Raw genomic sequence first — 26,459 nt, 5'->3', positions numbered from 1 at the left:
GCAATCCGCTCCAGTTGCAGGAAAACTCCATCAGTGGGCGCGATTCTAACAAGTCTTGCCCAAAAACGCTCCTGTAGCTATCATTGGCGGTTTTCCCCGTAACCACAACCCTGTTGTCGGAGCCACTCACAAGGTGTGCGCGCCGGATAGGGGCAAGGCGAAGTGACGCTTCGCGAGGAGGTGTGTATGTCAGCAGCAATGAGTGGCGCAGAGATTCTTGTTAAATGTCTGCAGGCTGAAAACGTTGATACGATTTTCGGTTACCCCGGTGGCTCGGTCCTTCATATTTACGACGAGCTCTTCAAGCAGGACACAATCCATCACGTTCTGGTGCGACACGAGCAGGCTGCCGTGCACGCAGCCGATGCCTATTCGCGTTCGTCGCAACGCGTTGGCGTCGCGCTGGTGACCTCGGGCCCCGGTCTGACCAATGCCGTGACCGGTATTGCCACGGCCTATTACGATTCGATTCCGCTGGTCGTGATCAGCGGTCAGGTGCCGACCTTCTACATCGGTCAGGATGCCTTCCAGGAAAGTGATGCCGTCGGCATCACCCGTCCATGCGTCAAGCACAACTTCCTGGTCAAGGACGTCAAGGATCTGGCCGAGACCGTCAAAAAAGCCTTCCATATTGCGCGCAGCGGCCGTCCAGGCCCGGTGCTGATCGATATTCCGAAGGACGTCACGGCGCACAAAACCGAATTCCACTACCCGGACACCGTGAATATCCGCTCGTATAACCCGGTCGTGAAGGGTCATCAGGGCCAGATCAAGAAGGCGGCGCATCTGCTGCTGGAGGCCAAGCGACCGATGATTTACACCGGCGGCGGCGTGATTCTCTCCGATGCTGCCGAACCGCTGACCAAATTGGTGCGTTACCTCGGTTTCCCGATCACCAACACGCTCATGGGTCTCGGTGCCTATCCGGCAACCGACAAACAGTTCATGGGCATGCCCGGCATGCATGGCACGTATGAAGCCAACATGGCCATGCAGCACTGTGATGTGCTGTTAGCGATTGGCGCCCGTTTTGACGACCGTGTGATCGGTAATCCGGAAGACTTCGCTACGCACCCGCGCAAGATCATTCATATCGATATCGACCCATCGTCGATTTCGAAGCGCGTAAAAGTCGATGTGCCCATCGTCGGTAACGTACCGGATGTGCTGGACGAACTGACCAAGCAGCTTGAGGCTATTGGCACCAAGCCGGATGCTGCCGTTGCCCAGTGGTGGGAAACCATCGCCGAATGGCGAGGCCGCGAGAGCCTGAAGTACCGTACCAGCCCGGACAAGATCATGCCGCAGTCGGTGGTTGAAAAGCTGTGGGAAGTGACCAAGGGTGATGCCTTTGTCACATCCGACGTGGGCCAGCATCAGATGTTCGCCGCGCAGTATTACAAATTCGATAAGCCGCGTCGCTGGATCAATTCCGGTGGTCTCGGCACGATGGGTGTGGGCCTGCCGTATGCCATGGGCGTGCGTTATGCCAACCCGGGTGCCACCGTTGCGTGTGTGACCGGTGAAGCGTCGATCCAGATGTGCATTCAGGAACTCTCGACCTGCAAGCAGTACGACGTGCCGGTCAAGATCATCAACCTGAACAACGGTTACCTGGGGATGGTGCGTCAGTGGCAGGAGATGTTTTACGACAACCGCTACTCGCATTCCTACATGTCGTCGCTGCCCGACTTCATGAAGCTGGCCGAGGCCTATGGCCATGTTGGCATGCGCATTGAGCGGCCGGAAGATGTGGGCCCGGCACTCGAGCTGGCATTCTCCGACAAGCATAAGAACGATCTCGTGTTCATGGACTTCATCATCGATCCGACGGCGAACGTCTTCCCGATGGTGTCGGCCGGCAAGGGCCTGACCGATATGGTTCTGGCTGACGATCACCTATAAGGAGCAAGCGATGCGACACATTATTTCCATCCTGCTCGAAAACGAATCGGGTGCCCTGTCCCGTGTGGCCGGTCTGTTCTCGGCGCGCGGCTATAACATCCAGTCGCTGACCGTGGCACCGACGGAAGACCCGTCGCTGTCGCGTATCACGCTGGTGACCTCGGGTAGTGACGATATCGTCGAGCAGATCACCAAGCAGCTCAATAAGCTGGTGGACGTGGTCAAAGTGATTGATCTGTCAGAAGCGCCGCATGTTGAGCGCGAACTGCTCATGATCAAGGTGCGCGCCACCGGTAAGGATCGTGAAGAGATGAAGCGTCTGGCGGACATCTTCCGCGGCAAGATCATTGATGTCACGGACTCTGCCTATGTGATTGAACTGACCGGCACCTCCAACAAGCTGGATTCGTTCATTGCTGCGATCGACCCTGTGCTGATTCTCGAAACTGTCCGCTCAGGCGTTTCGGGTATTGGTCGTGGCGACCGCATGCTGAAGGTTTGATTTTTAATTTTTCTGAATTTTTCCCGAAAGGAACATCATGAAGGTTTATTACGACAAGGACGCCGATCTCTCGCTGATCAAGGGCAAGCAGGTCACCATCGTTGGTTACGGTTCGCAAGGCCACGCACACGCACAGAACCTGCGTGATTCGGGCGTCAACGTGACCGTTGCCCTGCGTAAGGGTGGTGCATCGTGGGCCAAGGCCGAAGCCGCTGGCCTGAAAGTTGAAGAAATCGCTGCAGCCGTCAAGAACGCTGACGTCGTCATGATTCTGTTGCCGGACGAAAACATTCCGGACGTGTACAACAAGGACGTCGCACCGAACATGAAGGCTGGTGCTGCTCTGGCTTTTGCCCATGGTTTCAACGTGCATTACAACCAGGTGGTGCCGCGCGAAGATATCGACGTGATCATGGTTGCCCCGAAAGGCCCGGGCCACACCGTGCGTTCGGAATACCTCAAGGGCGGTGGTGTGCCGTCGCTGATCGCCCTCTACCAGGACAAGTCGGGCAAGGCGCGTGATATCGCCCTGTCGTACGCCGCTGCCAACGGTGGCACCAAGGGTGGCGTGATTGAAACCTCGTTCCGCGAAGAAACCGAAACCGACCTGTTCGGTGAGCAGGCTGTGCTGTGCGGCGGTGCTGTCGAGCTGGTCAAGATGGGTTTCGAAACCCTGACTGAAGCCGGTTACGCGCCGGAAATGGCCTACTTCGAGTGCCTGCATGAACTGAAGCTGATCGTCGACCTGATGTACGAAGGTGGCATCGCCAACATGAACTACTCGATCTCGAACAACGCCGAGTACGGTGAGTATGTTACCGGCCAGCGCGTGATCGCCGAGCAGGCTCGTGAAGGCATGCGTGAGTGCCTGCGCAACATCCAGAACGGTGAATACGCCAAGCGCTTCATCCTGGAAGGCCGCACCAACTATCCGGAAATGACGGCCCGTCGTCGTTTGAACGCCGCTCATCCGATCGAAGTGGTCGGTGCCCAGCTGCGCGCCATGATGCCATGGATTGCCAAGAACAAGCTCGTTGACCAAACCAAGAACTAAGGATCAGTGATGAACTACCCGCATCCATTGTTAGCCAAAGAAGGCTGGCCTTTTATTGGCCTAGCACTGGGTGCGGCCGTTCTGGCATCGATCCTTGATAGCGGTCTGGCCTGGTTGCTCTGGCCGATCGCCATCTTCGTGGTGCAGTTTTTCCGTGATCCACCGCGGGTGGTTGCCGGTGGTCCGAACAGTGTGGTGTCGTCTGCGGATGGCCGCGTCATTGTGGTGGCCGAAGCGGATGACCCCTGGCTGAATCGTCGTGCGCTCAAGGTTAGCGTTTTCATGAACGTGTTCAACGTGCATTCGAACCGTATTCCGACGACCTGCGAGGTGGTGGGCAAGTGGTATGTCGCGGGGAGCTTCCTCAATGCGGCACTCGACAAAGCCTCCGAACATAACGAACGTTGTGCATTGCATTTGCGCACCCCGGCGGGACAGGATATTACCTGTGTGCAGATTGCCGGCCTGGTGGCTCGCCGCATTCTGAACTACGCCAACGTCGGCGATCGTTATAACCCGGGTGAGCGTTACGGTTTTATCCGTTTCGGTTCCCGCGTTGATTTCTACCTGCCGCTGGATGCCAAAGTTAAAGTCAGCATCGGCGAGAAGGTGTATGCTTCATCCACGGTAATCGCCGAACTGGATTAAGCTGACCGCATGTTCCCTGAAAAAAAGCCGCGTAAAGCCCTGTTTAACCCCGAGGTCAAACGTCGGGGTATCTACATTCTGCCGAACCTGTTTACAACGGGGGCGCTGTTTGCTGGGTTCTATGCCATTGTTCAGGCAATGAATGGCGCGTATGAGCAGGCCGCCGTGGCGGTGTTTGTCGCTATGGTCCTCGATGGCCTCGATGGGCGCGTGGCCCGTATGACCAAAACCCAAAGCGCCTTCGGTGCCGAATATGACTCCCTCTCCGACATGGTGTCGTTTGGTGCTGCACCGGCCCTGATTGTGTACGAATGGGCTTTGCGTGGCATGGGCAAGTTCGGCTGGATGGCAGCTTTTCTTTACTGTGCGGGCGCTGCTTTGCGTCTGGCGCGCTTTAATACCAGCCTGGAAGTCGTCGATAAGCGTTATTTCCAGGGGCTACCGAGCCCAGCCGCAGCCTCACTGGTCGTCGGCTTTATCTGGGTGATGGGTGATCTGGGGGTGGCCGGGCCGGATGTCTCCTGGCTGGCGGCCGCAGTCACGATCTTTGCCGGTGTCACCATGGTGACCAATGTCCGGTTTTACTCGTTCAAAGACATCAACCTGCGTAAGAGTGTCCCGTTTGTGGTGGTTGCCGCCTTTGCGCTGGCACTGGTGTTGATCTCCAGCTACCCGCCGGGTTGGTTGTTCGGCATCTTCCTGGTCTACGCCCTATCGGGCTATGTCATGACCATTCTGCCGAAGCGGCAGCGTCGTCCCCAGGTCTGACATGTTCACGCCCGGATGTTCCGCCAGGCAGCGGCAACCGGGCTTTACCCTGATTGAGCTCCTTATCGTTCTGGTCGTCGTAGGCCTGCTGGCGGGGGTTGCCTATCCGACCTACAGCAATTACCTGAAGCGGAGCGCCCGAGCCGATGCCCGGGCCGAATTGCTGCGTATGCAGCTAGCCGTTGAAAAACAACGTGTGGCAAAGATGGGTGCATCGCCCGCGCTGCCCAGTGCCTGGAGCACCACAGCAGCGGTTGCCAAACATTATCAGCTCTCATTGCAGCCTGCTGGGGCACAAGATTACCAACTGATCGCGCAGGCGCTCGCCGGTGATGCTCAGGTCAGCGATGAGCAGTCGGGTGTCTCCTGCAGTAGACTCATGCTTCTCGTCAAAGGGCTGGATACGCGTTATGAACCCGCCGCTTGCTGGCAACAGTGATCGGCGATGAGCCGGCCCCGATTCGCTGCACCGTGCTCGCCACTGCGTGATCGGCAGCAAGGTATTTCGATCCTCGAACTGCTGATTGCCATGGTGCTCGGTCTGACCGTGCTCGCCGGGGTGCTGCAAATGACGTCCTTGCTGATGGAAAGCAATCGCAGCACGCTGCAAGTTACACGGCTGGAGCAGGATTTACGAACGGTGATGGACATCATGGTGCAGGATATCCGCCGTGCCGGTGGCTTTCCTGCAGCCGCGGCTGATCTGGGGCAACCGGCACGTTTTATGCAAAATCAGCCAGCGCCACCCATGATTGACGGCGAAGGATTTCGCGAGGGTCTCTCGGGCGCCTCCATCAGCTACGGCTATCGCGAGTCTGATGGCAAACTGACCAGCGGTCGTTTCACTCATGATGCCAAAGCCGGTACGGTGCTCATGCACACCGGTACGGCAGCAGCGCCGGAAACCATTACAGATCCGGCCTTCATGCACGTGAGCACGGTACAGTTTCAGGCCGATGTCATGAGTGTGAGCCGAGGCGATTTGACGCTGATATTGCCGGCAGTGCATATCACGCTGACGGGGCATCTTAAAACCGCCCCGGACATCGAGCGGCACCTCGAAAGTCGGGTGACCTGGCGTAATCCCCAGGCCATGCCATGAGCCGCCCAGTGCGTCAGTTTTCTAGAGCCGCCAGCGTGGGGCAGCGCGGTGCTGGAGTCCTACCGGTGGCTTTAATCTTGCTGGCAGCTGCAGCGCTTGTCCTGCTTTTTACGCAGCGTAATCTGCTGCTGGATTGGCGCATGACCCATCAGGGATATACGCACCGGCTTGCCTATGCCGCAGCAGAATCGGGCCTGGCGGTGGTGATCACCAAGCTCAATGATCCGGTGCAGCGAGCGCTGATTCTGGCCGACAAAAAAGGGGCAGGTACCTACGATACGGTGCTGGTGCCTGTGCATCAGGTGCCGGTTGGTGCATCGCTATCGGCCAGCGTCAGTATCAAAGGCCTGAGTCTGGGCCAGTCAGATATCCGGTTGCAATTGCAGAGTAACGGGTGCGTGGCCGATTGTACCCAAGGCCGTGCCATTGTCAGCCAGGCATTGGCCATGCGTGGCGGTATTCACCGCATTCCCTATGCACTCATGAGTACACGCGGTGCGCTGACCGCCACCGGATCTGCCACGCTGACGAATCAGAGTGCTGCCGTGCGGGGTATGTTGCTGCATACCGGCAAAGAGGCCGTGGTTGACGACAGCGTCATCCAGATGACGGTGCCTGGTCAAGAGCCGGGGGCGGCACGGGTTCTATCAGACAAAGGTTTTGCCAACATGTCGGCCAGCCAGTTTTTTCAATACTGGTTCGGTGCCGACAAAACGGCCATTCAGAATACGGCTACCCGGGTACGCTGTAATGGTGAATGTGCCGCCACACTCGCTGCTGCCGGTAGCCGGGTACTCTGGATCGATGGCAATGCCCGGCTGTCTTCGGGTGTGATTGGTAGCGCATCGGCACCTGTCGTCATTATTGCCAGTGGCGCTCTGGAAATTACCGGAGGCGCCAGAGTCACGGGCGTGGTCTACAGTATGGCCCCACAGACGCGCTTGTCGGTCACGCAAGGTGGCGTCGAAGGCGCGGTGATCGCCGAGCAGGATCTGCGTATCGAAACGGCCGGCTCCTATCGTTACAACCCCGTCGTTTTGCAGATCGCTCAAACGCGATTGGGCCGTTTTGTACCCATTCCCGGCAGCTGGAGTGACGGCGAATGAGGCGGGACGTTCACAACACGCAGGATGGCTTCAGCCTGATTGAAGTGCTCATCGCGTTACTGATTCTTGCCGGTGGCTTCGTTGGCTTGGCTCGCCTTCAAATGGGGATGCTTACTCAGACGTCGGCCAGCGTCCTTAACGACACGGCAATCCGTCTGGCGGAGGATAAGCTGGCGTCATTGCGGTTCGATCTGGCGGCTGGGCGCCCCATCGGATCGGGTAATGACGCCCTTTTGGTTCATGGCATGGTGCTGCAGCGCTCATGGACCTGGGGCGTAGTCGGTGAGCTGGCCGAGACTGAAATTACCCTCCGCTGGCATGAGCCTAGCTCAGATGATGCGCGCTCCCTCGATTTGCCGGCCAAACTACTGCTACCGGATCTGGGTGCTCAGGCATGGCTGATTCAGTCTGGTCCGCCGACACGGGAAACATTGCCGTAAATTTTGTTATAATGCGCGACTTGGAGCCGACGTAGCTCAGTTGGTAGAGCAGCGCATTCGTAATGCGAAGGTCGTCAGTTCGATTCCGATCGTCGGCACCATCTCCATTCAAAGCCTCGGCACTTGCCGGGGCTTTTTCATTAGGCCGCTTATGAAAATCTGGGTTGATGCAGACGCTTGTCCGGTTGCCATTAAGGAAGTGCTGTATCGGGCAGCGAATCGGGCTAAAGTATCCGTGACTTTAATCGCCAACCAGATGTTGCGCGTACCGCCATCGCCCTGGATCAGAGCGTTGCAGGTGCCAGCCGGTTTTGATGTGGCGGACCAGCGGATTGTGCAGGAGGCTGGCCAGGGTGACCTGGTGGTTACCGCAGATATCCCGCTGGCGGCGCAGGTGATTGCCAAAGGCGCTCATGTGATTGATCCGCGAGGTGAACTACTCAATCAGCACAATATTGATGGGCGGCTCACGATGCGGAACTTCATGGAAGGGCTGCGCAGTAGTGGTGTGGATACCGGCGGTCCGGCTGGGCTATCCAAATCGGATATTCAGGCGTTCGCCAACCAGCTAGACCAGTTGCTGGCGAAGCGCCCATAGTTTCAGCTAGTGCGCGCCCTTGGCATCTGGCCGGGTTCTATAAAAAGTAAGAGGGCTGGTTGCGGCCGTTTTGAGCACACTTTGCTTGATCTTACCCATCACATGCATCTCGCAGGGTTTGCAATCAAAGCGGAGTGTGAGCTTCTCTTTACCGTTGATTAGTTGAAGCGGCTCGGCACGTACTGTGCCTTGAACACCCGTCACTCCTTTGGCCTGTTTGGGGCAAAGGTTCAGCGAGAAGCGTACACAGTGCTTGGTGATCATTAGGCTGACTTCGCCCGCTTCTTCGTGCGATTCGTAAGCGGCATCAATCACTTTGACGCCATGTTTGGCATAGAAGTTATGTGCCTTTTCGTTAAAGACATTGGCCAGGTAGCTGAGCGAGTCTTCCGGGTAAGCCACCGGAGGTGAAACCGGGGTGGCGCGGGGCAGTCGATGCCAGGCATTTGTTCTCGCTGTTTCGAGGGCTTCAACAGCCGATCGTCGCAAGGCATTGAGTTGCGAGGCCGGTATAAACCAGGGCTGCGACAGGTTGATTGTGACGCTCACCGGGTTGAAAATCGTATCGCCCAGACGCTGCAGGCCATCGCGTAGTTTGGTTTCAGATTGCATCGGATCGTTGGCAACCTGAAAATGACCATCAAGCGTGGCGCTGCCGCTATGGCCATCTGCATCCATCAGTTCTAGTGTCAGGCCTTGCCCATCGTCGCGTAGCGCAATGTACAGATCGATCAGGCGTTCCGCGGATTTCTTATCCAGCGTGCGCGTCCACTGCATGTCGCGGTTACGGTTGATTTGCACCTCAGCGCGTAAATCTTTGAAGCTGGCGATGGGATCTTTGGGCCAGAGTTTCCAGATGCCGGACTGTGCGGTAGCTTCTGCTCTATTGATCTGCAGGCCGACTAAGGTTTTCTGTAGGTCGTAATAACAAAGCCCGTCACCATTGTTCAGTTGGGTATCGGGTTGGTCGGTGGTGAGCTCCAGATGATCTGTCCGCACTTTGCTAATCCAGCCTATCGGCTGCCCCGGGTTCTTGGGCGTATCAAAGGCACCAATGTCTTCCTTGCGACCCTGGACAAAGTAATCGGTAAATTCGCGATTGAAATTTTGATTGGGGTCGGGGGTAAAGCTGAAGGTGCTGTGACCGCTGGAGCTGCGGGCCAGTTCCGGGCGCTCATCCAGAATCTCGTCAAGTAGAAGGCGGTAGTGTGCCGTGATGTTTTTGACGTAGGCCATATCTTTGTAACGGCCTTCAATCTTGAAGCTGCGGATGCCGGCGTCAATGAGCGCGCGCAGATTGTCGCTCTGGTTGTTGTCTTTCATTGATAGCACGTGTTTGTCGTGCGCAACGATACGGCCCTGAGCGTCTTTCACTTCATAAGGCAGGCGGCAGGCCTGCGAACAATCACCCCGGTTGGCGCTGCGCCCAGTATGGGCGTGGCTGATGTAGCAGAGGCCACTGTAGGCAACGCAGAGTGCGCCATGAATAAAGAATTCGAGTGCCGCCCGGTTTGTTGCATTCCGCGGCCCGAGGGCGGAGTCGATAGCATCAATCTGCTCGAGGGTCAGTTCGCGCGCCAGTACGATCTGGGATAGACCGCAGTCCTGCATGAAGCGGGCTTTTTCCGGGGTACGGATATCGGTCTGGGTACTGGCATGCAGCTGGATTGGCGGTAGGTCAATTTCCAGCAGGCCCATGTCCTGAATGATCAGCGCATCGACACCGGCATCGTAAAGTTGCCAGGCCAGTTTACGCGCCGGTTCCAGTTCGTCGTCGCGCAGAATGGTGTTGAGCGTGACGAAGATGCGACTGTTGAAGCGGTGGGCAAACTTTGCCAGACGGGCTATTTCCTGCACGCTGTTATCGGCAGCGGCGCGTGCACCAAACGAGGGGCCGCCAATATAAACGGCGTCAGCGCCATGTAGTACGGCTTCGATACCGATGTCGGCATCACGGGCGGGGGCAAGAAGCTCTAGATGATGTGGCAGCATGGGCGCTATGATAGCGCTACCTTGTTTAGGAGTGCGCCATGCCCCCTGTTCCTTTTACGCCAGAACCGACGCGCGCAGATGTCGATGCCCTGCGTGGCCCTGTGCTGCTGGAGTTCGGTATTAACGAATGCCCACATTGTCAGGCAGTGCAGCCGCTGGTGGCTGATGCTCTGCAGCGCCACCCGAATGTCCGCCATTTGCGGATCGAAGATGGTAAGGGGCGTCGCTTAGGGAGAACGTTCAGCGTGAAACTCTGGCCGGCGCTGATTTTTATGCAGGACGGTCAGGAAGTCGCACGTGTTATCCGGGCGACGACCCCGTCTGAAGTTGATGCGGGCTTCAGTGCTTTGTGAGTGATCATCGAATATAAGTTTTGAGAATGGTCCGAAAAAGCGCGGTATCAGCTCGGTGCAGCCATTCAAATGCCACCATTTCCCGAGAAACAATCTGAGCCCCCAACTGACGCATCCGTTCGAGCGCCAAGGCCTTGTCTGAGGCTTTACGGGAGCCGACGGCTTCTTCAACGACAGCCACCTCCCTGCCGGCGGCCAGAAGGTCAAGCACGGTCTGCTGGACACAGACATGGGATTCCGTACCACAGACGACCCATTGTTGTCGTTGCCCGCCCGCGTGGCTGAGCAAATTGCCTTCGGCAACGGCTGAAAAATGAATTTTTTCAACCCGTTCGTTTGGGGTGGTCAGGTCGCGTATGCTTTCCGTCGTGGGGCCGACCCCTTTGATGTAGTGCTCGGTCAAAATAATCGGGACGCTGATTGCTCGGGCGACCCCGGCCAGCCATCGGGTGTTTTCGACAACACTTTCGGCACCCTCGATTACGGGCAATAGGCCATCCTGCAGGTCGACGATGAGCAGGACTGACCGCTTAGCATCAAGCTTCATGGGTGCTCCTTCTTTGCACAGAAGGTTCAAGAGCGAACCTATTGAAGTTATAGGAAAAAACAATTGCCAGCTGCGCTTCTAGGCCTTATATTACAGGTCATGTCTGCAATGTTCACGATACTTCTCGCTCAAAAGGCCACCTCGGGTGGTCGGGCGACGTATTGGCTGCATCTGCTGCTGGGTGCTCGGCCGCTGCTGCGCGTGGCGCGCACAGACTAAACACCCCCTTCGCAGCCAAGACGATTCCGGTACTTACCGGACCTCATACCGATTTCAGGTTGGGTCATCAGAGACCCGGCCTTCAGGAGCCTGACATGAAAAAAGACCAATTGATTATTTTTGATACCACCTTGCGTGATGGCGAACAGAGCCCGGGTGCGTCGATGACCAAGGACGAAAAGATCCGCGTGGCCCGTCAACTGGAGCGTATGCGCGTGGACGTCATCGAAGCCGGCTTTGCCGCAGCGTCGCCGGGCGACTTTGATGCAATCAATTCGATTGCCCAGGTGGTGCGTGAATCAACCGTCTGTTCCCTGGCCCGTGCCAACGAAAATGATATTCGTCGTGCGGGTGAGGCGATTGCCCCGGCACCGCGCAAGCGTGTGCATACCTTTATCGCCACCAGTCCGATCCATATGGAAAAGAAACTCCGTATGACACCGGATCAGGTGGTCGAGCAGGCCGTCAAGGCCATCGGCTGGGCCCGTCAGTACACGGATGATGTGGAGTTTTCGGCGGAAGATGCCGGTCGATCGGACATTGACTTTCTTTGCCGTGTATTCGAGGCCGTGATCAAGGCCGGTGCTACAACGCTCAATGTGCCGGACACGGTGGGTTACACCCTGCCCAGCCAGTACGGCGAGATTATCCGTCAGCTCATCGAGCGCGTGCCGGGCTCCGATAAAGTCATTTGGTCGGTACATTGCCACAATGACCTCGGCTTGGCCGTAGCGAACTCGTTGTCCGCGGTGATGGCCGGGGCGCGGCAGGTGGAATGTACGGTTAACGGCCTCGGTGAGCGCGCCGGGAATGCCTCGCTCGAAGAAGTGGTGATGGCGGTGCGTACCCGTGCCGATATCTTCCCGGTAGAAACCGGGATCGATGCCACGCAGATCGTGCCGGCCTCGAAGCTTATTTCGCAGATCACCGGTTATCCGGTGCAGCCGAACAAGGCCATTGTCGGTGCCAATGCCTTTGCCCATGAGTCCGGTATTCACCAGGATGGCGTGCTCAAGCATCGCGAAACCTACGAGATCATGCGCGCAGAAGATGTGGGCTGGTCCCAGAACAAGCTGGTGCTCGGCAAACACTCCGGCCGCAACGCGTTCAAATCACGTTTGAACGAGTTGGGCGTGGTGCTCGACAGCGAAGAAGCCTTGAATTCGGCGTTTGCCAAGTTCAAGGAGCTCGCCGACAAGAAGCATGAGATTTTTGACGAAGACCTTCAGGCCCTGTTGTCGGATGAAGCCGTGACGCCGGAAACGGAGCACTACAAGCTGACCTACTCGCAAGTGACGTCGGAAACGGGCGAAACCCCGTTAGCCCGTTTGACGCTGTCGGTGGGCGGTGAAGAGAAACAGGGAGAGTCGACAGGCTCCGGCCCGGTGGATGCCACCTTCAAAGCCATTGAGTCCGTGCTCAACAGCGGTAGCGAACTCCTGCTCTATTCGGTTAACAACATCACTTCCGGCACGGATGCTCAGGGCGATGTGACGGTGCGTTTGTCCAAAGGCGGCCGTGTGGTTAACGGTAGCGGTGCAGACACCGATATCGTGATTGCATCGGTCAAGGCGTATCTGAATGCATTGAACCGCTTGCACAACGAACCGGCCAAGCTCAATCCGCAAGAAGGCATTTGAGAACTCAGGGAAAATCATGGTTGAAACACAGAATAAACACGTGGCTGGCAATACGGATGATGTACGTATTGCTGCGATAAGTGAGCTAGCACCACCGGCTAGTGTGCTGGGCGCATTTCCAGTCAGTCCGGCCGTTGCACAGCGGGTTACCGCCGCCCGTAAGGGTATTCACCGGGTGCTGCACGGTGCCGATGACCGTCTGGTGGTTGTGATCGGCCCGTGTTCCGTACATGACAACGAGATGGCGTTGGACTACGCACGTCGCATGGTACAGGAGGCCGATCGCCTGTCGGACGATCTGCTGATCGTGATGCGCGTCTACTTCGAGAAGCCGCGTACGACGGTGGGTTGGAAAGGATTGATCAACGATCCTCATCTGGACAACAGCTTTGACATCAACGAAGGCCTGCGTCGTGCGCGCAAGCTGCTGCTGGATGTCAACACGATCGGTCTGCCGTGTGCCACCGAGTTCCTTGATATGATCACGCCGCAGTATGTGGCGGATCTGATCAGCTGGGGTGCCATTGGTGCACGTACTACAGAATCGCAGGTGCACCGCGAGCTGGCGTCGGGTTTGTCGTGCCCAGTCGGCTTTAAAAATGGTACCGACGGTAACGTGCGTATTGCCATGGATGCCATTCGTTCGGCGCAGTCACCACATCACTTCCTGTCGGTGACTAAATCCGGCCATGCCGCCATTGTGCAGACCGTCGGCAACGAAGACTGTCATGTGATTCTGCGGGGAGGTAAAGAACCGAACTATGATGCCGCCAGTATTGATGCCGCCTGCACGGAAATGGCTAAATCCGGTGTGGCAGGCCGCGTGATGATTGATTTCTCTCATGGCAACAGCCGCAAGGAATATCAGCGCCAGATGGAAGTGGCCACGGATGTGGCCGGTCAGCTGGCTGCCGGTGAAGAGCGCATCATGGGCGTGATGGTGGAATCGCACATCAATGCGGGCCGCCAGGATCTGGTGGCGGGTAAGCCGCTGGCGTATGGCGTAAGCATTACCGATGCCTGTATCAACTGGGAAGATAGTGTGACGCTGCTCAACCAGCTAGCAGAGGGCGTACGCCAGCGTCGTCTGGTACTAGCCGATAAATAGGTCCGCCTATCAATGAAAAAGCCCGGGCAGTCATGAAGACTGTGCCGGGCTTTTTCATGGGTGGTAGCGTTTTATTTGGCGCGGTTGTGCAGCCAGAGAATGTCGCCATGGCCACCCAGTTTGTTGAGTGTCCGCCCGATCACGAACAGCAGGTCTGACAAGCGGTTCAGGTACTGACGGGCGTGGTCTGAAACGGCTTCGTTGTGGCCCAGGTGCACGATGGAGCGTTCGGCACGACGGCAAATGGTGCGTGCCAGATGCGCCAGCGCTGCGGGTCGAGTACCGCCGGGTAGGATGAATTCCTTGAGCGGGGTGAGTTGTTCGTTGTAAGCCTCTGCCCAGCCTTCCAGTTGGGCGACATGATCTTCGCCAATACACTTGTGACCGGGTATGCAGATTTCGCCACCCAGATCGAAGAGATGGTTCTGCACGGTCAGCAGCGCTTCACGGATGTTGGCGCAGGCAGCCGGAAATTCTTCGGCCAGCAGTACACCGATGGCTGAATTGAGCTCGTCAATTTCGCCGAGCGTATCAATGCGCGGACTGTCTTTGCCAACGCGCGAGCCATCGCCCAGGCCGGTGGTGCCGCTGTCACCCGTGCGGGTGACGATTTTACTCAGTCGATTACCCATGCTGATCTCCTCAGGCGGTCGTATTTTTCTTTAATCCACCCAGCAGGGCCGCGACCATCCGGGTCGGGCGCCGCGGGGCAGTCGTGGCTGTGGTGGCCTGCGTGGCAGACTGGTCTGCTATGCCACCCGCTTCGTAAGGTTTGGTGAAGTCAAAGCCATCGGCCGCGACTTTGGTCAGGCGCGGCGGCGTGTAACCGGGTGCCGGACGGCGTCGATTGTAGACATCACGATCGCCCCGTTCTCCTCGCTCGGCGCGGGGTTCACGTTCGCGGCGTGCTTCGCCGTCACGACGATCTGTACGATCCCCGCGGGTTTCACGTTGTGGCCTATCCGTGGACCTGTCCTGCGGGCGTTGCGTGTTCAGGGCGCTGCGCACGCGCTTCTTGCCGGAGGGCGGATATTCCCAATCCTCTTCGGGTTCGAAGCCGGGCACGATGCTCTGAATGATCGATTTGTTGATGAGTTTTTCAATATCTGACAGGTAGCCGATTTCGTCGGTGCAGACCAGCGATACGGCGTTGCCCAGGTTGCCGGCACGGCCAGTGCGGCCGATGCGATGGACGTAGTCTTCCGGGGTGTGTGGGAGCTCATAATTGACGACAAAAGGCAGTTCGTCGATATCGATACCGCGGGCAGCCACATCCGTGGCGACCAGGGTTTGAATATTGCCATCCTTGAACGCGTTCAGTGCCTTCATGCGTTCCGACTGGGATTTGTCCCCGTGGATCGAATCTGCCTTGATGCCGGCGTGACTGAGGGCACGCGCCAGACGGCTACAGCCCTGTTTGGTCCGTACAAAGACCAGGACCTGGGTCAGCTGGCCAGTGCGTAGCAGGTTGACCAGCAGCGGCAGTTTGCGGTGCTCGGCCACCGGGTGCACCTGGTGGGTGATGGTGTCCGACACGCTGTTGCGTTTGGCGACCTCAATGAATTCCGGTTGCTGCAGCATGGTGTCGGCCAGCTTCTGGATCTCGGCCGAGAAGGTGGCCGAGAACAGCAGACCCTGGCGGGTCTTGGGCAGCATATTGATGATGCGCTGGATGTCCGGGATAAAGCCCATGTCCAGCATGCGGTCCGCTTCATCCAGAACCAGTGCCTGCACGGAATGCAGGCTGACGGCTTTCTGTTCTACCAGGTCGAGGAAACGGCCGGGCGTGGCCACCAGAAATTCAACGCCGAGCTTCAGTTCGGCGATCTGCGGTTTGATGTCCGTCCCGCCGTAGACGCAAGCAATGCGGTAGGGCAGGTGTTTGCCGTAAGTTTTGAGGTTGTCGTAGACCTGAATCGCCAGTTCGCGGGTCGGTGTCAGAATCAGGGCCCGCACCGGGTGCTTGGCTGGCGATGTGCTGCTGTTGGCATGCGGCAGCAGACGTTGCAGCAGCGGCAGGCTGAACGCGGCAGTTTTACCCGTGCCCGTCTGGGCGCAGGCCTTGAGATCCCGTCCCTGCATCACTGCAGGAATGGCCGCCGCCTGAATGGGCGTTGGTATGGTGTAACCGGTTTCGGTAATGGCTCGTACAATCGCCGGGTCGAGGCCTAGTTCGGCGAAAGTGGGAATAGGCGGTGCTGTGTCCGCAGTCAAATCAGTCATGTGCCGATTATACACAGCCAAAATGCCAGAATTAGGGTTTAAATCCGTATAATTCAGGGTTTTGGCGCAGATCCCCCATGCTTGTTTGGAGGGCGTCTCGCGTTACACTCAAAAGCATATTAAAAGGATTATGACCATGCTGCAGGCTGCTTCCTCCGCCTTTGTCCGTCGCTCTTCGCTGCTGTTAGCCCTGATGTTCCCGATGGCCGGTGCTTTTGCCAAAACCGAACTGACACTGGCACACCAGCTGGATGCGCCGACCGAGCGTGAATTGGCGGAACTGGTCAGCCGCTTTAATAGCAGCAGCAAGGATATTGAAGTTCGTCTGGTACAGCGTGCGCCGAATGGCAAACCCGCGGTACTGAACCTGGCGACCCGTGCTGATCTGGCCAAATATCTGGCCAAGTCGGATGCCTATGTGCCGGCTGAAAAGCTGTTGGCAGACAATAAGGTCAAATTCAACCCCAAATCGATTCCCGAACCGCTGCGCAATGCCGTGACTTTTAATGGCCAGGTGCAGGCGCTGCCGGTGGCATTCACGACACCTCTGTTGTTCTGGAACAAGGAACTGTTCAAGAAGGCCGGTCTGGATCCGAACAAAGGCCCAAAGACCTGGGAAGAAATGCAGGACATGACCGGCAAGATCGTCGATGCCCGCATCAACTGTAGTTATACGACGTCGTGGCCGGTCTGGGTGCACATTGATAACGTGTCGGCCTGGGCGGGTTCGTCGACCGTTAGCACCGATGGCAAGCTGGCCTTTAACTCCTTAATCCAGGTACGTCACCTGGCCCGACTGACCTCCTGGTACAAAACCGAATACTTCACCAGCTACGGCCATGAAAACGAAGCCGATGCCCATTTCGTGAATGGCGAGTGCGCCATGATCACGACCAACAGCGACATCGTTGCCCATCTGCAAAGCAGCAAGAAGTTTGATTTCGGTGTGGCGCCGCTGCCCGTTATTGATGACAACACCGGCGCACCCTTCAATACACTGGCCGCTGGTGGTGCTCTGTGGGTCGGCCAGGGGCATAGCAAAGACGAATACAAGGCCGCCGCCAAGTTCCTCGAGTTCACGCTGACGCCCGAAACCCAGCTGACAATTTCGCGTGTGGGCGGTTTCCTGCCGCTGACGCCGGCCGCCCAGGCGGGTGCACAGAGCAAACTGCTGCGTGACGAACTGAAGTCGCAGGATCTGGGGCTGGCGAATGTGATGAAAGCCGGTGCACCGGGTGCCACCGTCGGCTGGATCTCGTTCAATCCGCAGTTGCGTCAGATCGTGAACGAAGAAATGGATGCCGTGTTCATGGGTAAGAAGTCGGCCAAGACCGCACTGGATACGGCGGTTGCCCGTGGCCAAGCCGTGTACAACCCGCTGCCGACCGTGCCGACCAAAGCTTCGGGCAAGAAAGCCCGCAAGTAATTTTTGCCGACGGCTCAGACACGCGGCTCTATTGATCATAAGCCACTGCATTAGAACCAGAATTAGGACACACCCGTTATGAAAAGCGCTGAAATCCGGGACAAGTTTCTCCGTTTCTTTGAATCCAAAGGGCATACCATTGTGCCTTCCAGCTCACTGGTCCCCGGTAACGACCCGACCCTGCTTTTCACCAACTCGGGCATGGTCCAGTTTAAGGATGTCTTTCTGGGGCAGGACAAGCGGCCGTATTCGCGTGCGACATCCTCGCAGCGTAGCGTGCGGGCTGGCGGTAAGCATAACGATCTGGAAAACGTCGGCTATACGGCGCGCCACCACACCTTTTTCGAAATGCTGGGTAACTTCAGCTTCGGTGACTATTTCAAGCGGGACGCCATCAACTTCGCCTGGGAACTGCTGACCGGCGTTTATGGCCTGCCGAAAGAGAAGCTGTGGGTCACGGTGTATCAGGAAGACGACGAAGCCTACGATATCTGGTCAAAAGAAGTGGGCGTCCCTGCCGAGCGCATCATCCGCATTGGTGATAACAAGGGCGCCCGTTACGCCTCAGATAACTTCTGGCAGATGGCCGATACCGGCCCGTGTGGCCCATGTACCGAGATTTTCTATGACCATGGTGCCGATATCTGGGGTGGTCCGCCGGGGTCGCCAGAAGAAGACGGTGATCGTTACATCGAAATCTGGAACCTGGTGTTCATGCAGTACAACCGGGACGAAGCCGGCGTGCTGCATCCGCTGCCGCGTCCCTGTGTGGATACCGGCATGGGCCTGGAGCGTATTGCCGCCGTGCTGCAGCACGTGCACAGCAACTACGAAATCGATCTCTTCCAGAATCTGATCGCTGCGGCTCAGAAGGCCGTTCATGTGTCTGGTGGTGAAGCCGCCATTGATGCGGCATCGCTGAAGGTGATCGCCGACCATATCCGCGCCTGTGCCTTCCTCATCGTGGACGGTGTGATTCCCGGCAATGAGGGTCGAGGCTATGTGCTACGCCGGATTGTCCGTCGCGCCATTCGTCATGGCTACAAGCTGGGAGCCCGTACCCCGTTCTTCAATACGCTGGTGTCTGCCCTGGTGGCGGAGATGGGTGAAGCCTACCCGGAGCTGGCCCGTGCTGAAGCCCGCGTCACCGATATTCTGCGCCTCGAAGAAGAGCGCTTCTTCGAAACCATCGCCCACGGCATGGAAATCCTCGACGGCGCACTGGCCAACCTGCCGGCTGGTGGCGTGCTCGATGGTGATCTGGCCTTCAAGCTGCACGATACTTACGGCTTTCCGCTCGACCTGACCGCCGATGTCTGTCGTGAGCGCGAGCTGAATGTCGATGAGACCGGCTTTGATGCGGCCATGACGCGTCAGCGCGAACAGGCCCGCGCCGCGGGTAAGTTTCATTCCGCCGCTGCCCTGGCCTATGAAGGCCCGGCGACGCAGTTTGAAGGTTATGAATTGCTGGCGACCGAATCGAACATCATCGCCCTGTATAAGGACGGTGTGGCGGTCAACAGCCTGGCTGCCGGTGATACCGGTGTGGTCGTTCTAGATAAAACGCCGTTCTACGCCGAGTCCGGTGGTCAGGTCGGCGACGACGGTGTGCTGACGTCCGTGCATGGCGAGTTCCTCGTGGAAGACACCCAGAAGATTCAGGCCCAGGTATTCGGTCATCACGGCACGCTGCGCCAGGGGTCACTCACGGTCGGTAATACGGTCGAAGCGCGCGTCAATGTGCTGGACCGTGAGCGCACGATGCGTAACCACTCGGCCACCCACCTGATGCATAAAGCCCTGCGTGAAGTGCTGGGCGAGCATGTGCAACAGAAAGGTTCGCTGGTCGATGCCGAGAAAACCCGCTTCGACTTTGCCCATAATGCACCCATGACGCTGGAGCAGATCTGTGCCGTGGAAGACATCGTCAACCGCGAAATCATGCGCAACCTGCCGACCGAAGCCCGCGAAATGGCCATTGAAGATGCGCAGAAACTGGGCGCGATGATGCTCTTTGGCGAAAAGTATGGTGACAAGGTGCGTGTGCTGAATATTGGCACCTCGCGTGAGCTGTGTGGTGGTACGCACGTGGCGCGTACGGGGGATATCGGCCTGTTTACGATTCTGGCGGAATCCGGTGTCGCTGCCGGTGTGCGTCGCCTCGAAGCCCTGACCGGCGATTATGCGTTGGCCGCCGTGCAGTTCCGCCGTCAGGCACTCAACGAAGTGGCGGGTCTGGTGAAATGCAAGCCGGCCGAATTGCCGACGCGCGTCAACGCCATGATCGAAGGCCAGAAGGCGCAGGAGAAGGAAATCAATCGCCTGCAATCCAAACTGGTGGCTGCCCAGGGAGGGGATCTGGCTGGTCAGGCCAAAGTGGTGAATGGCGTTGCCGTGCTGTCCGTCAAACTGGAAGGGGTGAGTGGTTCGGCGCTGCGTGAAACGCTGGATCAGCTCAAAGGTCAGCTCAAGTCGGGCGTCATTGTGCTGGGTGTTGCGGAGGGCGATAAAGTCTCGCTGATCGCGGGTGTGACCGCTGATCTGACAACGCGTTTCAAGGCCGGTGAACTGGTCAACCATGTTGCCTCGCAAGTGGGCGGTAAGGGCGGCGGCCGCCCGGATATGGCACAGGCAGGCGGTACGCAGCCCGCCAATCTGCTCAATGCCCTGGAATCCGTCAACGCCTGGGTTGCCGAGCGTTAAGATGACACGGGCGCAGCTTCTGCGATGGATGCTTTACAGCCTGCTGGCCCTGAGTGGCCAGCAGGTGTTGGCCGATATTGCGGATGCGCCGGATCGCACGCCCATTGCCGGCAAAACGGCGAAGGGTGAGGATGTGTTGCTATTTCCGAACGGCCGTTGGGAATATGTGAATACCGCCAAAGCGGTAGAGGCCAAAAAAGTGGCCGACCAGTTCCCTGAAAATAAACTACGCCCGGAAGGGGCGCAGGGAGGCCTGTTCGGTGTTGGCCGTTACATCATGCCGGGTGACAAAGACTACAACCGTCGCAGTCTGAGCGGCAAATAACGCGCTGTGTCCGTGGCACAGGGGCTGATTGTCCGGAGCTTTCCGCCCATTGCCCGGCCTGATGCCCGTTGTTTGATTCTTGGCAGCATGCCCGGTGTGGCGTCACTCAACGCTGGCCAGTACTACGCGCATCCACAGAACCGGTTCTGGCCGATCATGGGGTGTTTGCTGGGTTTTGATGTGGCGCAGATGTCTTACCATCAACGCGTTACGCGCCTGCAGCAGGCCGGGATTGCCGTGTGGGATGTGCTGCAATCCTGCGAGCGCGCCGGTAGTCTGGATGCCGATATCCGCCGGGAAACACAGGTGGTTAATGCGTTTCCGACATTCTTTGCAGGGCATCCGTTGATCACACGCGTGTACTTCAATGGGGGGCATGCCGAGCAGGTCTTCAATCGGTGGGTGCTTCCTACCTTATCTGACGCGGCACATCTCCGGAGGGTTCGGCTACCATCCACGAGCCCGGCACACGCCAGCCTCTCATTGGAGGACAAGCTGGCAGCCTGGCGGCAGGTGGTGCCGCCGCCGGCTTGACGGCCCAGTTAGAACGGTAGGGGCAGACCCGGGCGGGCCTGATGGAGCACCCGGCGGAATTCAGATTGAATGCGAGAGAGCGCCGCTTCGTTATCCGCCTCAAAACGCAACACCACCACTGGTGTCGTGTTCGACGGGCGGGCCAGACCGAAACCATCGGCATATTCCACGCGCAGTCCATCAATGGTGATCACATCACGTGCGCCGGGAAAGTCCGGTGCGATAGCCAGTTCGGCCATCAGAGCATGCGGTTCGCCTTCCTTCATGCTGATATTCAGTTCCGGGGTGCTCTGGCTATTGGGTAGGCCGGTCAGGACGGGGTTGGCATCCGGTGCGCGCGACAGAATTTCCAGCAGACGAGCACCGGTGTATAAACCATCGTCAAAACCAAACCAGCGTTCTTTGAAAAAGACGTGGCCGCTCATCTCGCCGGCCAGCGGGGCACCGGTTTCCTTGAGTTTGGCCTTGATGAGCGCATGGCCGGTTTTCCACATCAGCGGTTGACCGCCAGCCGCTCGGATCTCGTCACCGAGCAGACGCGAACACTTCACGTCGAAAATGATGGGCGCGCCGGGGCAACGGCTCAGGACATCACGGGCAAACAGCATCATCTGGCGATCCGGGAAGATCACTTCGCCGTCCTTGGTCACGACGCCCAGGCGATCACCGTCACCATCAAAGGCTAGGCCGATCTCGGCATCCGTCTTTTTCAGCGCGGCGATTAGGTCTTCCAGGTTTTCGGGTTTGGAAGGGTCCGGGTGATGGTTCGGGAAGGTCCCGTCGATGTCGCAATACATGGGGATGACCTTGCAACCCATGCGGCGGAAGAGCTCCGGTGCCAGTTCACCGGCCACGCCGTTGCCGCAATCGACGGCAATGGTCATCGGGCGAGCCAGTTTGACGTCGCCGACAATGTGGTCCAGATAGGCGGCTTTAACATCGGCGGCGTGCATCTGTCCCGGCTGATCGGCCCAGTGGACGTCGCCGGCTTCAATCCGTTTTTTCAAGGCCTGAATGGCATCACCCGCCAGCGTGTCACCGGCGATGACCATCTTCAGACCGTTATAATCCGGCGGGTTATGGCTACCCGTGACCGAGACGCAGGCGTATGTTTCCAGCTGGAAACCAGCGAAGTAAGTCACCGGTGTCGGCACGCAGCCGACATCAATCGCATCGACGCCGGCAGCGACGATACCTTCCTGCAACGCGAGCGATAGGCTCGGACCCGACAGACGGCCATCCCGACCCACCGCAATGGCTTTCACGCCTTTTTCTCGCGCCAGTGTGCCGAGGCCTAGGCCGACAGCACGCACCACTTCCGGCGTCAGGGTATCGTCCACGATCCCACGGATGTCATAGGCTTTAAAAATCGAGGCGGGCAGGGCGGGAATGGCAAAACGGGACATGGTCGTTCTCGTCGTTAGGCTCGGTGTGATCTCAGTTCAGGTCGAGCGTTTGTGCAAAGAAGTTAATTATACGGGTAGGCAGCCATAGATCACGTTGTGTCCCTGAGCCACCACTAAAACCCACGTGGCCACCGCTTGCCGGTGTTTCGAGGGTGAGCACCGACGGGCACTGCGCGGGTGCCGGATAACAGACGGCAGTGAGAAACGGATCATTGCGCGGCATGAGCAAGAGCGTTGGCAAGGCAATATTGCCGAGCACAGGTAGGGCCGAGGCCCGCTGCCAGTAGTCATCCACGTTTTTGAACCCATGCAGGGGTGCGGTGACCGTGTCATCAAATTCCCGTAGGGTGCTGGCGCAGCGCATGCGTGCTGCATCAAATAACCCCGGGAAGCGGGCCAGTCGTGCCTCGCTCTGCAGCTTCATGGTGCGCAGAAAATGCTGGGTGTAGACCTTCTGATTGGCGCCCTGGTCTAGCCAGGCACCACAGGCGGCCACATCCATGGGTGGAGAGATGGCGGCTGCGGCATCGATGACGGCGCTGGCGGCGGTACCCTGCTCACCCAGCCATTTCATCAGGGCATTGCCGCCCAGTGAAACACCCGCCGCACATATCGGGCGATTGGGAAAGCGCACTCGGAAGCGATGCAGGATCCAGTCGATTTCGGTGGCATCCCCGGAGTGATAAGCGCGGGGTAGGGTATTCAGCTCGCCGCTACAGCCGCGAAAATGCGGCACAAAACCCACCCAGCCGATCTGTTGCAGCACAGTGGCCATATTGCGGGCGTAGTGGGATTGGGCGTTGCCTTCCAGGCCATGAAACAGGATGACGACGGGTGCGTTGCTTTCGAGTGTGGGGTTGGCCTCCGGACTGATGCAATCCACATCGATAAAGTCCCCGTCGGGGGTATCCCAGCGTTCGCGTGGCCATCCGATGGGCGCCTGTCGCAGATTGCGCCAGACCGGCCAGAGCGTCTGCAAGTGCCCGTTAAACAGAAAGAACGGGGCTCGATAGGGCGCAAGCGGAAGCATTCAACGTCTGTCTGAATTTAGTGCAGGGTATGTGTTGCAGCGCTCGTGATTTGTGTTTCAACGTCCGCCAGCTGTGCCGTTGCCTGATGGCATACGAGGCGCCAGCCGTTGCCACCCCGGACATAGACATTCATCGCGGTGGTGACGCCATTACGGCGAACGAGCGTGTTCGGATGTTCGGGGTCCGTGAGTTCTTCAGGGACGCTGAACAGGGTGATGCTTTCCTGGACCAGATGAATGGCGACCAGGCCACTCTGCCAGCGCATAATGTTCATCACTTCGATTTCCAGATGATGACAGCCGCTGAAAATCGATTGCCAGCCCTGGCGAATCGCCGCGTGACCGGCAGCACGTCGCCCATCCGGATCGACGCAGACAATTTCGTCTTCGTCGGCCCAGATGGCCATCAGCGCGTCCAGATTGGCTTGCGCAATGCTTTCGTAAAAACCGCGCTCGGCATCATCGGGGGTGGCGCAGTTGGGCACTGGGGCCGAGGGCGGTGGCAGGCTCATGGGGTGGGGCTTTCGGAAAGGGGCATCATGGCAAGCGTGGCCGTGAGAACGGTCTCTGGCGTGAGCTTGTTCAGACAATCCAGATGGCCGTAACGACAGGTTCTGGCAAAACAGGGACTGCATGGCACCGGGTGCTGCAGAATGCGCACCTGTTTGGCAAGCGGCGGGGTAAAGACCGGGGATGATGAGCCAAACAGCGCCACGAGCGGGCGATCCAGCGCTGCGGCGACGTGCATGAGACCGGAATCGTTGGAAATTACCACCGATGCGCCGCTTAACAAATCAATGGCTTCTGCCAGCTGCGTGCGTCCACACAGATTGATGGCCGCGCCATGGCTTAAGCTTTCAATGGCGTTACCGATGGCCTGATCTTTGCCGGAGCCCAGCGTGCAGACCGTAAAGCCCGCTTGCTGCAGGGCGGTTGCCAGTTGTGCGAAGTGGGCTTCCGGCCAGCGCTTGGCCGGACCGTATTCGGCACCCGGGCAGAGGATCGCCAATGGGCGGCTCTGGCCAGTCGTTAAACCCAGCGTGTCACATAGTGCGGTAAAGGCGCCGGGGCGCGCCGTCAGGCGGGGGATGTCGAGATCCGGGGCTTGGGCGGCGGATGAGCTTGCCGGGGCCAGTGCCAGAAAGCGGTCCACCATGCGTGGTAACGCCTGTTGATCCAGGGGCTGGCGTCGGTTAACAAGACCGTAGCGGCATTCCCCGGTAAAACCGATGCGATTCTGGATGCCGGCAAAAAACGTGGGCAGGGCCGATTTCAGCGAGTTGGGCAGCAGGTAGGCATTTTGGTAGCCATGGGTGCCGAGGTGGCGACCCAGCGCCCAACGGGCTTTGAGGTCTAGGCGACCATGGGCAAAGGGTGCAGGGATGACCTGGCCGACATTAGGCATCCGCTCGTAGAGCGGTGCCACCCAGGGAGGGGCCAGAACATCAACGGGTTTCTGGTCGTGGTCGGCAATCTGCCGGATGAGCGGTTCGCTCATCACGGCGTCGCCCACCCAGGCCGGTGCGACAAGCAGGGAGACTGCGTTCATCAATGGGGCAGCCTGCCTGCGTACTGTCCCGGATTAGTGGCCGTGCGGTTGCGGACCGGAAAACGTGTAATGCGTGCCGCAGTATGGACACTTCACTTCGCCGGTTTTCAGAACATCGAGGTAAACGCGCGGGTGACCTGACCACAGTTGCACACCCTGGGGCGGGCAATGCAGGGGCAAATCATCCGCTGTGACGGTCAGTGCTTTGGCCGACAGCGTGTTTTCAAGCGGTGCAGTCATCAGTAAAGCCTCGGAAAGTGGGTCTGGATTAGATAAAGCTCAGCCAGTCTTCATGCTTCGGATTGCGGCCATTGACCGCATCGAAGTAGGCCGACTGAATACGTTCGGTGACCGGGCCACGGCTGCCGATACCGATCTTGCGGTTATCGAGCTCGCGGATCGGGGTGACTTCAGCAGCGGTACCTGTGAAAAAGGCTTCGTCAGCGCAGTAGACTTCATCGCGGGTAATCCGCTTTTCTTCGATTGAAATGCCCAGTTCACGCGCCAGCGTGACCACGCTGTCACGGGTGATACCTTCCAGGCACGACGACAGTTCGGGCGTGTAGACCTTACCATTCTTGATGATGAACAGGTTTTCGCCAGCGCCTTCCGAAACATAGCCTTCGGTATCCAGCAGCAGGGCTTCGTCGTAACCATCGGCGACGGCCTCGTTGTTGGCCAGAATCGAGTTCACATAGTGGCCGCTGGCCTTGGCGCGAACCATCGACACGTTCACATGGTGACGCGTGTACGACGAGGTTTTGACGCGAATGCCTTTCTTTAGGCCGTCTTCGCCCAGATACGCACCCCAGGCCCAGGCACCGATGGCCACGTGGACCTTGGCACCCTTCGGTGACACGCCCATCTTTTCCGACCCGTAGTACACCAGCGGGCGGATGTAGGCGCTTTCCAGATTGTTGGCTCGCACGACTTCCTTGTGCGCTTCGTTGATGGTTGCTTCATCGTAAGGCACTTCCATCTGGAAGATGTGTGCCGAATTGAACAGGCGACGCGTGTGATCCTGCAGGCGGAAAATCGAGGTGCCGCGGCCGGTGTCGTAAGCACGGACGCCTTCAAACACACTCATGCCGTAATGCAGTGAGTGCGTCAGCACGTGCGTATTGGCGTCACGCCAGGGAACCAGCTTGCCATCCAGCCAGATAAAACCGTCGCGGTCGGACATCGACATGATGTGAATCCTTTGTTCAATCGTCTTAGTGGGGTCGCAGCATGGCGACCGGATCGCGTGATTTTAGCTGATTTCTGCCTCAAAATCAGGAA

The 26,459-nt window shown here is 58.2% G+C and carries 27 protein-coding genes and 1 tRNA gene; 18 read left to right on the top strand and 10 right to left on the bottom strand.

Annotated features, from left to right (window positions below):
- The first annotated feature begins 186 nt into the window (after window positions 1–186).
- The 11 genes from AC3GOJ_RS02620 (at window position 187) to AC3GOJ_RS02570 (ending at window position 8,123) form a co-directional block, all read left to right on the top strand.
- Window positions 187–1,905, top strand: coding sequence for an acetolactate synthase 3 catalytic subunit (locus tag AC3GOJ_RS02620; protein WP_488235906.1), 1,719 nt, complete (start codon window positions 187–189; stop codon window positions 1,903–1,905).
- Window positions 1,906–1,915: 10 nt separating this feature from the next.
- Complete coding sequence (gene ilvN / locus AC3GOJ_RS02615; RefSeq protein ID WP_488235905.1) at window positions 1,916–2,407, top strand: acetolactate synthase small subunit; 492 nt, start codon at window positions 1,916–1,918, stop codon at window positions 2,405–2,407.
- Between the two features lie 37 nt (window positions 2,408–2,444).
- Window positions 2,445–3,461: a ketol-acid reductoisomerase gene (gene ilvC / locus AC3GOJ_RS02610; protein WP_488235904.1), complete on the top strand. Its 1,017-nt coding sequence runs from the start codon at window positions 2,445–2,447 to the stop codon at window positions 3,459–3,461.
- A gap of 9 nt (window positions 3,462–3,470) precedes the next feature.
- The gene (locus tag AC3GOJ_RS02605) at window positions 3,471–4,109 is read left to right on the top strand and encodes a phosphatidylserine decarboxylase (protein WP_488235903.1); all 639 of its coding nucleotides are present in this window, start codon (window positions 3,471–3,473) and stop codon (window positions 4,107–4,109) included.
- A 9-nt stretch (window positions 4,110–4,118) separates the two neighbouring features.
- A complete protein-coding gene (gene pssA / locus AC3GOJ_RS02600) occupies window positions 4,119–4,877 on the top strand; it encodes a CDP-diacylglycerol--serine O-phosphatidyltransferase (protein ID WP_488235902.1) in 759 nt (252 codons plus the stop codon).
- A gap of 1 nt (window position 4,878) precedes the next feature.
- Entirely contained in the window at window positions 4,879–5,316 is a 438-nt protein-coding gene (locus AC3GOJ_RS02595; protein WP_488235901.1) for a type IV pilin protein, read from the top strand.
- A gap of 6 nt (window positions 5,317–5,322) precedes the next feature.
- Complete coding sequence (locus AC3GOJ_RS02590; protein WP_488235900.1) at window positions 5,323–5,979, top strand: prepilin-type N-terminal cleavage/methylation domain-containing protein; 657 nt, start codon at window positions 5,323–5,325, stop codon at window positions 5,977–5,979.
- On the top strand, window positions 5,976–7,085 hold the full coding sequence (locus AC3GOJ_RS02585) for a hypothetical protein (RefSeq protein WP_488235899.1): 1,110 nt from the start codon (window positions 5,976–5,978) through the stop codon (window positions 7,083–7,085). Before AC3GOJ_RS02590 ends, AC3GOJ_RS02585 begins: the two co-directional genes overlap by 4 nt.
- On the top strand, window positions 7,082–7,525 hold the full coding sequence (locus AC3GOJ_RS02580; protein ID WP_488235898.1) for a type IV pilus modification PilV family protein: 444 nt from the start codon (window positions 7,082–7,084) through the stop codon (window positions 7,523–7,525). Before AC3GOJ_RS02585 ends, AC3GOJ_RS02580 begins: the two co-directional genes overlap by 4 nt.
- Window positions 7,526–7,550: 25 nt before the next feature.
- Window positions 7,551–7,626 (top strand) — tRNA-Thr (locus AC3GOJ_RS02575).
- 50 nt (window positions 7,627–7,676) lie between these two features.
- On the top strand, window positions 7,677–8,123 hold the full coding sequence (locus AC3GOJ_RS02570; protein WP_488235897.1) for a YaiI/YqxD family protein: 447 nt from the start codon (window positions 7,677–7,679) through the stop codon (window positions 8,121–8,123).
- 6 nt (window positions 8,124–8,129) lie between these two features.
- Here the strand turns inward: AC3GOJ_RS02570 and AC3GOJ_RS02565 are convergent, their stop codons facing one another.
- On the bottom strand, window positions 8,130–10,115 hold the full coding sequence (locus AC3GOJ_RS02565; RefSeq protein WP_488235896.1) for a peptidase U32 family protein: 1,986 nt from the start codon (window positions 10,113–10,115) through the stop codon (window positions 8,130–8,132).
- 38 nt (window positions 10,116–10,153) lie between these two features.
- Here AC3GOJ_RS02565 and AC3GOJ_RS02560 point away from each other — a divergent pair, with 38 nt between their 5' ends.
- Complete coding sequence (locus tag AC3GOJ_RS02560; RefSeq protein ID WP_488235895.1) at window positions 10,154–10,468, top strand: thioredoxin family protein; 315 nt, start codon at window positions 10,154–10,156, stop codon at window positions 10,466–10,468.
- Window positions 10,469–10,472: 4 nt separating this feature from the next.
- On the opposite strand, the gene AC3GOJ_RS02555 is transcribed toward AC3GOJ_RS02560, so the two are convergent.
- Window positions 10,473–11,015 (bottom strand): hydrolase, encoded by a 543-nt coding sequence (locus AC3GOJ_RS02555; protein WP_488235894.1) that lies wholly within the window; start codon window positions 11,013–11,015, stop codon window positions 10,473–10,475.
- 314 nt (window positions 11,016–11,329) lie between these two features.
- Between AC3GOJ_RS02555 and AC3GOJ_RS02550 the strand changes: the two genes are divergently transcribed.
- Window positions 11,330–12,874, top strand: a complete 1,545-nt coding sequence (locus AC3GOJ_RS02550; RefSeq protein ID WP_488235893.1) for a 2-isopropylmalate synthase — start codon at window positions 11,330–11,332, stop codon at window positions 12,872–12,874.
- 16 nt (window positions 12,875–12,890) lie between these two features.
- A complete protein-coding gene (aroG, locus tag AC3GOJ_RS02545; protein ID WP_488235892.1) occupies window positions 12,891–13,982 on the top strand; it encodes a 3-deoxy-7-phosphoheptulonate synthase AroG in 1,092 nt (363 codons plus the stop codon).
- Window positions 13,983–14,053: 71 nt separating this feature from the next.
- Here aroG and AC3GOJ_RS02540 read toward each other — a convergent pair whose 3' ends face one another.
- Entirely contained in the window at window positions 14,054–14,614 is a 561-nt protein-coding gene (locus tag AC3GOJ_RS02540) for a cob(I)yrinic acid a,c-diamide adenosyltransferase (protein ID WP_488235891.1), read from the bottom strand.
- A gap of 10 nt (window positions 14,615–14,624) precedes the next feature.
- Window positions 14,625–16,205, bottom strand: coding sequence for a DEAD/DEAH box helicase (locus AC3GOJ_RS02535; protein WP_488235890.1), 1,581 nt, complete (start codon window positions 16,203–16,205; stop codon window positions 14,625–14,627).
- Between the two features lie 136 nt (window positions 16,206–16,341).
- Here AC3GOJ_RS02535 and AC3GOJ_RS02530 point away from each other — a divergent pair, with 136 nt between their 5' ends.
- The 4 genes from AC3GOJ_RS02530 to AC3GOJ_RS02515 all read left to right on the top strand — a co-directional run bounded on the left by AC3GOJ_RS02530 (window position 16,342) and on the right by AC3GOJ_RS02515 (window position 21,193).
- A complete protein-coding gene (locus AC3GOJ_RS02530; RefSeq protein WP_488235889.1) occupies window positions 16,342–17,631 on the top strand; it encodes an extracellular solute-binding protein in 1,290 nt (429 codons plus the stop codon).
- Between the two features lie 78 nt (window positions 17,632–17,709).
- Window positions 17,710–20,334, top strand: a complete 2,625-nt coding sequence (alaS, locus tag AC3GOJ_RS02525; protein WP_488235888.1) for an alanine--tRNA ligase — start codon at window positions 17,710–17,712, stop codon at window positions 20,332–20,334.
- A gap of 1 nt (window position 20,335) precedes the next feature.
- Window positions 20,336–20,659: a hypothetical protein gene (locus AC3GOJ_RS02520; protein WP_488235887.1), complete on the top strand. Its 324-nt coding sequence runs from the start codon at window positions 20,336–20,338 to the stop codon at window positions 20,657–20,659.
- Between the two features lie 6 nt (window positions 20,660–20,665).
- A complete protein-coding gene (locus AC3GOJ_RS02515) occupies window positions 20,666–21,193 on the top strand; it encodes a DNA-deoxyinosine glycosylase (RefSeq protein WP_488235886.1) in 528 nt (175 codons plus the stop codon).
- A gap of 8 nt (window positions 21,194–21,201) precedes the next feature.
- Here AC3GOJ_RS02515 and AC3GOJ_RS02510 read toward each other — a convergent pair whose 3' ends face one another.
- From AC3GOJ_RS02510 to AC3GOJ_RS02485, 6 genes are read right to left on the bottom strand one after another with little or no spacing between them, the layout of a single operon-like run.
- Window positions 21,202–22,599 (bottom strand): phosphomannomutase/phosphoglucomutase, encoded by a 1,398-nt coding sequence (locus tag AC3GOJ_RS02510; RefSeq protein WP_488235885.1) that lies wholly within the window; start codon window positions 22,597–22,599, stop codon window positions 21,202–21,204.
- A 31-nt stretch (window positions 22,600–22,630) separates the two neighbouring features.
- A complete protein-coding gene (locus AC3GOJ_RS02505; protein ID WP_488235884.1) occupies window positions 22,631–23,629 on the bottom strand; it encodes a hydrolase in 999 nt (332 codons plus the stop codon).
- Between the two features lie 17 nt (window positions 23,630–23,646).
- On the bottom strand, window positions 23,647–24,141 hold the full coding sequence (locus tag AC3GOJ_RS02500) for a YybH family protein (RefSeq protein ID WP_488235883.1): 495 nt from the start codon (window positions 24,139–24,141) through the stop codon (window positions 23,647–23,649).
- Complete coding sequence (waaF, locus tag AC3GOJ_RS02495; RefSeq protein WP_488235882.1) at window positions 24,138–25,178, bottom strand: lipopolysaccharide heptosyltransferase II; 1,041 nt, start codon at window positions 25,176–25,178, stop codon at window positions 24,138–24,140. The genes AC3GOJ_RS02500 and waaF overlap by 4 nt, the downstream gene beginning before the upstream one ends.
- Before the next feature lie 33 nt (window positions 25,179–25,211).
- Window positions 25,212–25,418: a zinc-finger domain-containing protein gene (locus tag AC3GOJ_RS02490; protein ID WP_488235881.1), complete on the bottom strand. Its 207-nt coding sequence runs from the start codon at window positions 25,416–25,418 to the stop codon at window positions 25,212–25,214.
- Between the two features lie 28 nt (window positions 25,419–25,446).
- A complete protein-coding gene (locus AC3GOJ_RS02485; protein WP_488235880.1) occupies window positions 25,447–26,367 on the bottom strand; it encodes a branched-chain amino acid transaminase in 921 nt (306 codons plus the stop codon).
- Window positions 26,368–26,459 lie beyond the last annotated feature (92 nt).

The sequence above is a fragment of the Fluviibacter sp. genome (assembly GCF_057744235.1).
Note: the sequence above shows the minus strand (reverse complement) of the source record. Positions and strands in the feature narration are given on the sequence as shown.

What these genes read in the sequence shown, in the direction of transcription:
- AC3GOJ_RS02620 (WP_488235906.1), top strand. Translation starts at nt 187, where the DNA reads ATGTCAGCAGCAATGAGTGGCGCAGAGATTCTTGTTAAATGTCTGCAG.
- ilvN (WP_488235905.1), top strand. Translation starts at nt 1,916, where the DNA reads ATGCGACACATTATTTCCATCCTGCTCGAAAACGAATCGGGTGCCCTG.
- ilvC (WP_488235904.1), top strand. Translation starts at nt 2,445, where the DNA reads ATGAAGGTTTATTACGACAAGGACGCCGATCTCTCGCTGATCAAGGGC.
- AC3GOJ_RS02605 (WP_488235903.1), top strand. Translation starts at nt 3,471, where the DNA reads ATGAACTACCCGCATCCATTGTTAGCCAAAGAAGGCTGGCCTTTTATT.
- pssA (WP_488235902.1), top strand. Translation starts at nt 4,119, where the DNA reads ATGTTCCCTGAAAAAAAGCCGCGTAAAGCCCTGTTTAACCCCGAGGTC.
- AC3GOJ_RS02595 (WP_488235901.1), top strand. Translation starts at nt 4,879, where the DNA reads ATGTTCACGCCCGGATGTTCCGCCAGGCAGCGGCAACCGGGCTTTACC.
- AC3GOJ_RS02590 (WP_488235900.1), top strand. Translation starts at nt 5,323, where the DNA reads ATGAGCCGGCCCCGATTCGCTGCACCGTGCTCGCCACTGCGTGATCGG.
- AC3GOJ_RS02585 (WP_488235899.1), top strand. Translation starts at nt 5,976, where the DNA reads ATGAGCCGCCCAGTGCGTCAGTTTTCTAGAGCCGCCAGCGTGGGGCAG.
- AC3GOJ_RS02580 (WP_488235898.1), top strand. Translation starts at nt 7,082, where the DNA reads ATGAGGCGGGACGTTCACAACACGCAGGATGGCTTCAGCCTGATTGAA.
- AC3GOJ_RS02570 (WP_488235897.1), top strand. Translation starts at nt 7,677, where the DNA reads ATGAAAATCTGGGTTGATGCAGACGCTTGTCCGGTTGCCATTAAGGAA.
- AC3GOJ_RS02565 (WP_488235896.1), bottom strand. Translation starts at nt 10,115, where the DNA reads ATGCTGCCACATCATCTAGAGCTTCTTGCCCCCGCCCGTGATGCCGAC.
- AC3GOJ_RS02560 (WP_488235895.1), top strand. Translation starts at nt 10,154, where the DNA reads ATGCCCCCTGTTCCTTTTACGCCAGAACCGACGCGCGCAGATGTCGAT.
- AC3GOJ_RS02555 (WP_488235894.1), bottom strand. Translation starts at nt 11,015, where the DNA reads ATGAAGCTTGATGCTAAGCGGTCAGTCCTGCTCATCGTCGACCTGCAG.
- AC3GOJ_RS02550 (WP_488235893.1), top strand. Translation starts at nt 11,330, where the DNA reads ATGAAAAAAGACCAATTGATTATTTTTGATACCACCTTGCGTGATGGC.
- aroG (WP_488235892.1), top strand. Translation starts at nt 12,891, where the DNA reads ATGGTTGAAACACAGAATAAACACGTGGCTGGCAATACGGATGATGTA.
- AC3GOJ_RS02540 (WP_488235891.1), bottom strand. Translation starts at nt 14,614, where the DNA reads ATGGGTAATCGACTGAGTAAAATCGTCACCCGCACGGGTGACAGCGGC.
- AC3GOJ_RS02535 (WP_488235890.1), bottom strand. Translation starts at nt 16,205, where the DNA reads ATGACTGATTTGACTGCGGACACAGCACCGCCTATTCCCACTTTCGCC.
- AC3GOJ_RS02530 (WP_488235889.1), top strand. Translation starts at nt 16,342, where the DNA reads ATGCTGCAGGCTGCTTCCTCCGCCTTTGTCCGTCGCTCTTCGCTGCTG.
- alaS (WP_488235888.1), top strand. Translation starts at nt 17,710, where the DNA reads ATGAAAAGCGCTGAAATCCGGGACAAGTTTCTCCGTTTCTTTGAATCC.
- AC3GOJ_RS02520 (WP_488235887.1), top strand. Translation starts at nt 20,336, where the DNA reads ATGACACGGGCGCAGCTTCTGCGATGGATGCTTTACAGCCTGCTGGCC.
- AC3GOJ_RS02510 (WP_488235885.1), bottom strand. Translation starts at nt 22,599, where the DNA reads ATGTCCCGTTTTGCCATTCCCGCCCTGCCCGCCTCGATTTTTAAAGCC.
- AC3GOJ_RS02505 (WP_488235884.1), bottom strand. Translation starts at nt 23,629, where the DNA reads ATGCTTCCGCTTGCGCCCTATCGAGCCCCGTTCTTTCTGTTTAACGGG.
- AC3GOJ_RS02500 (WP_488235883.1), bottom strand. Translation starts at nt 24,141, where the DNA reads ATGAGCCTGCCACCGCCCTCGGCCCCAGTGCCCAACTGCGCCACCCCC.
- waaF (WP_488235882.1), bottom strand. Translation starts at nt 25,178, where the DNA reads ATGAACGCAGTCTCCCTGCTTGTCGCACCGGCCTGGGTGGGCGACGCC.
- AC3GOJ_RS02490 (WP_488235881.1), bottom strand. Translation starts at nt 25,418, where the DNA reads ATGACTGCACCGCTTGAAAACACGCTGTCGGCCAAAGCACTGACCGTC.
- AC3GOJ_RS02485 (WP_488235880.1), bottom strand. Translation starts at nt 26,367, where the DNA reads ATGTCGATGTCCGACCGCGACGGTTTTATCTGGCTGGATGGCAAGCTG.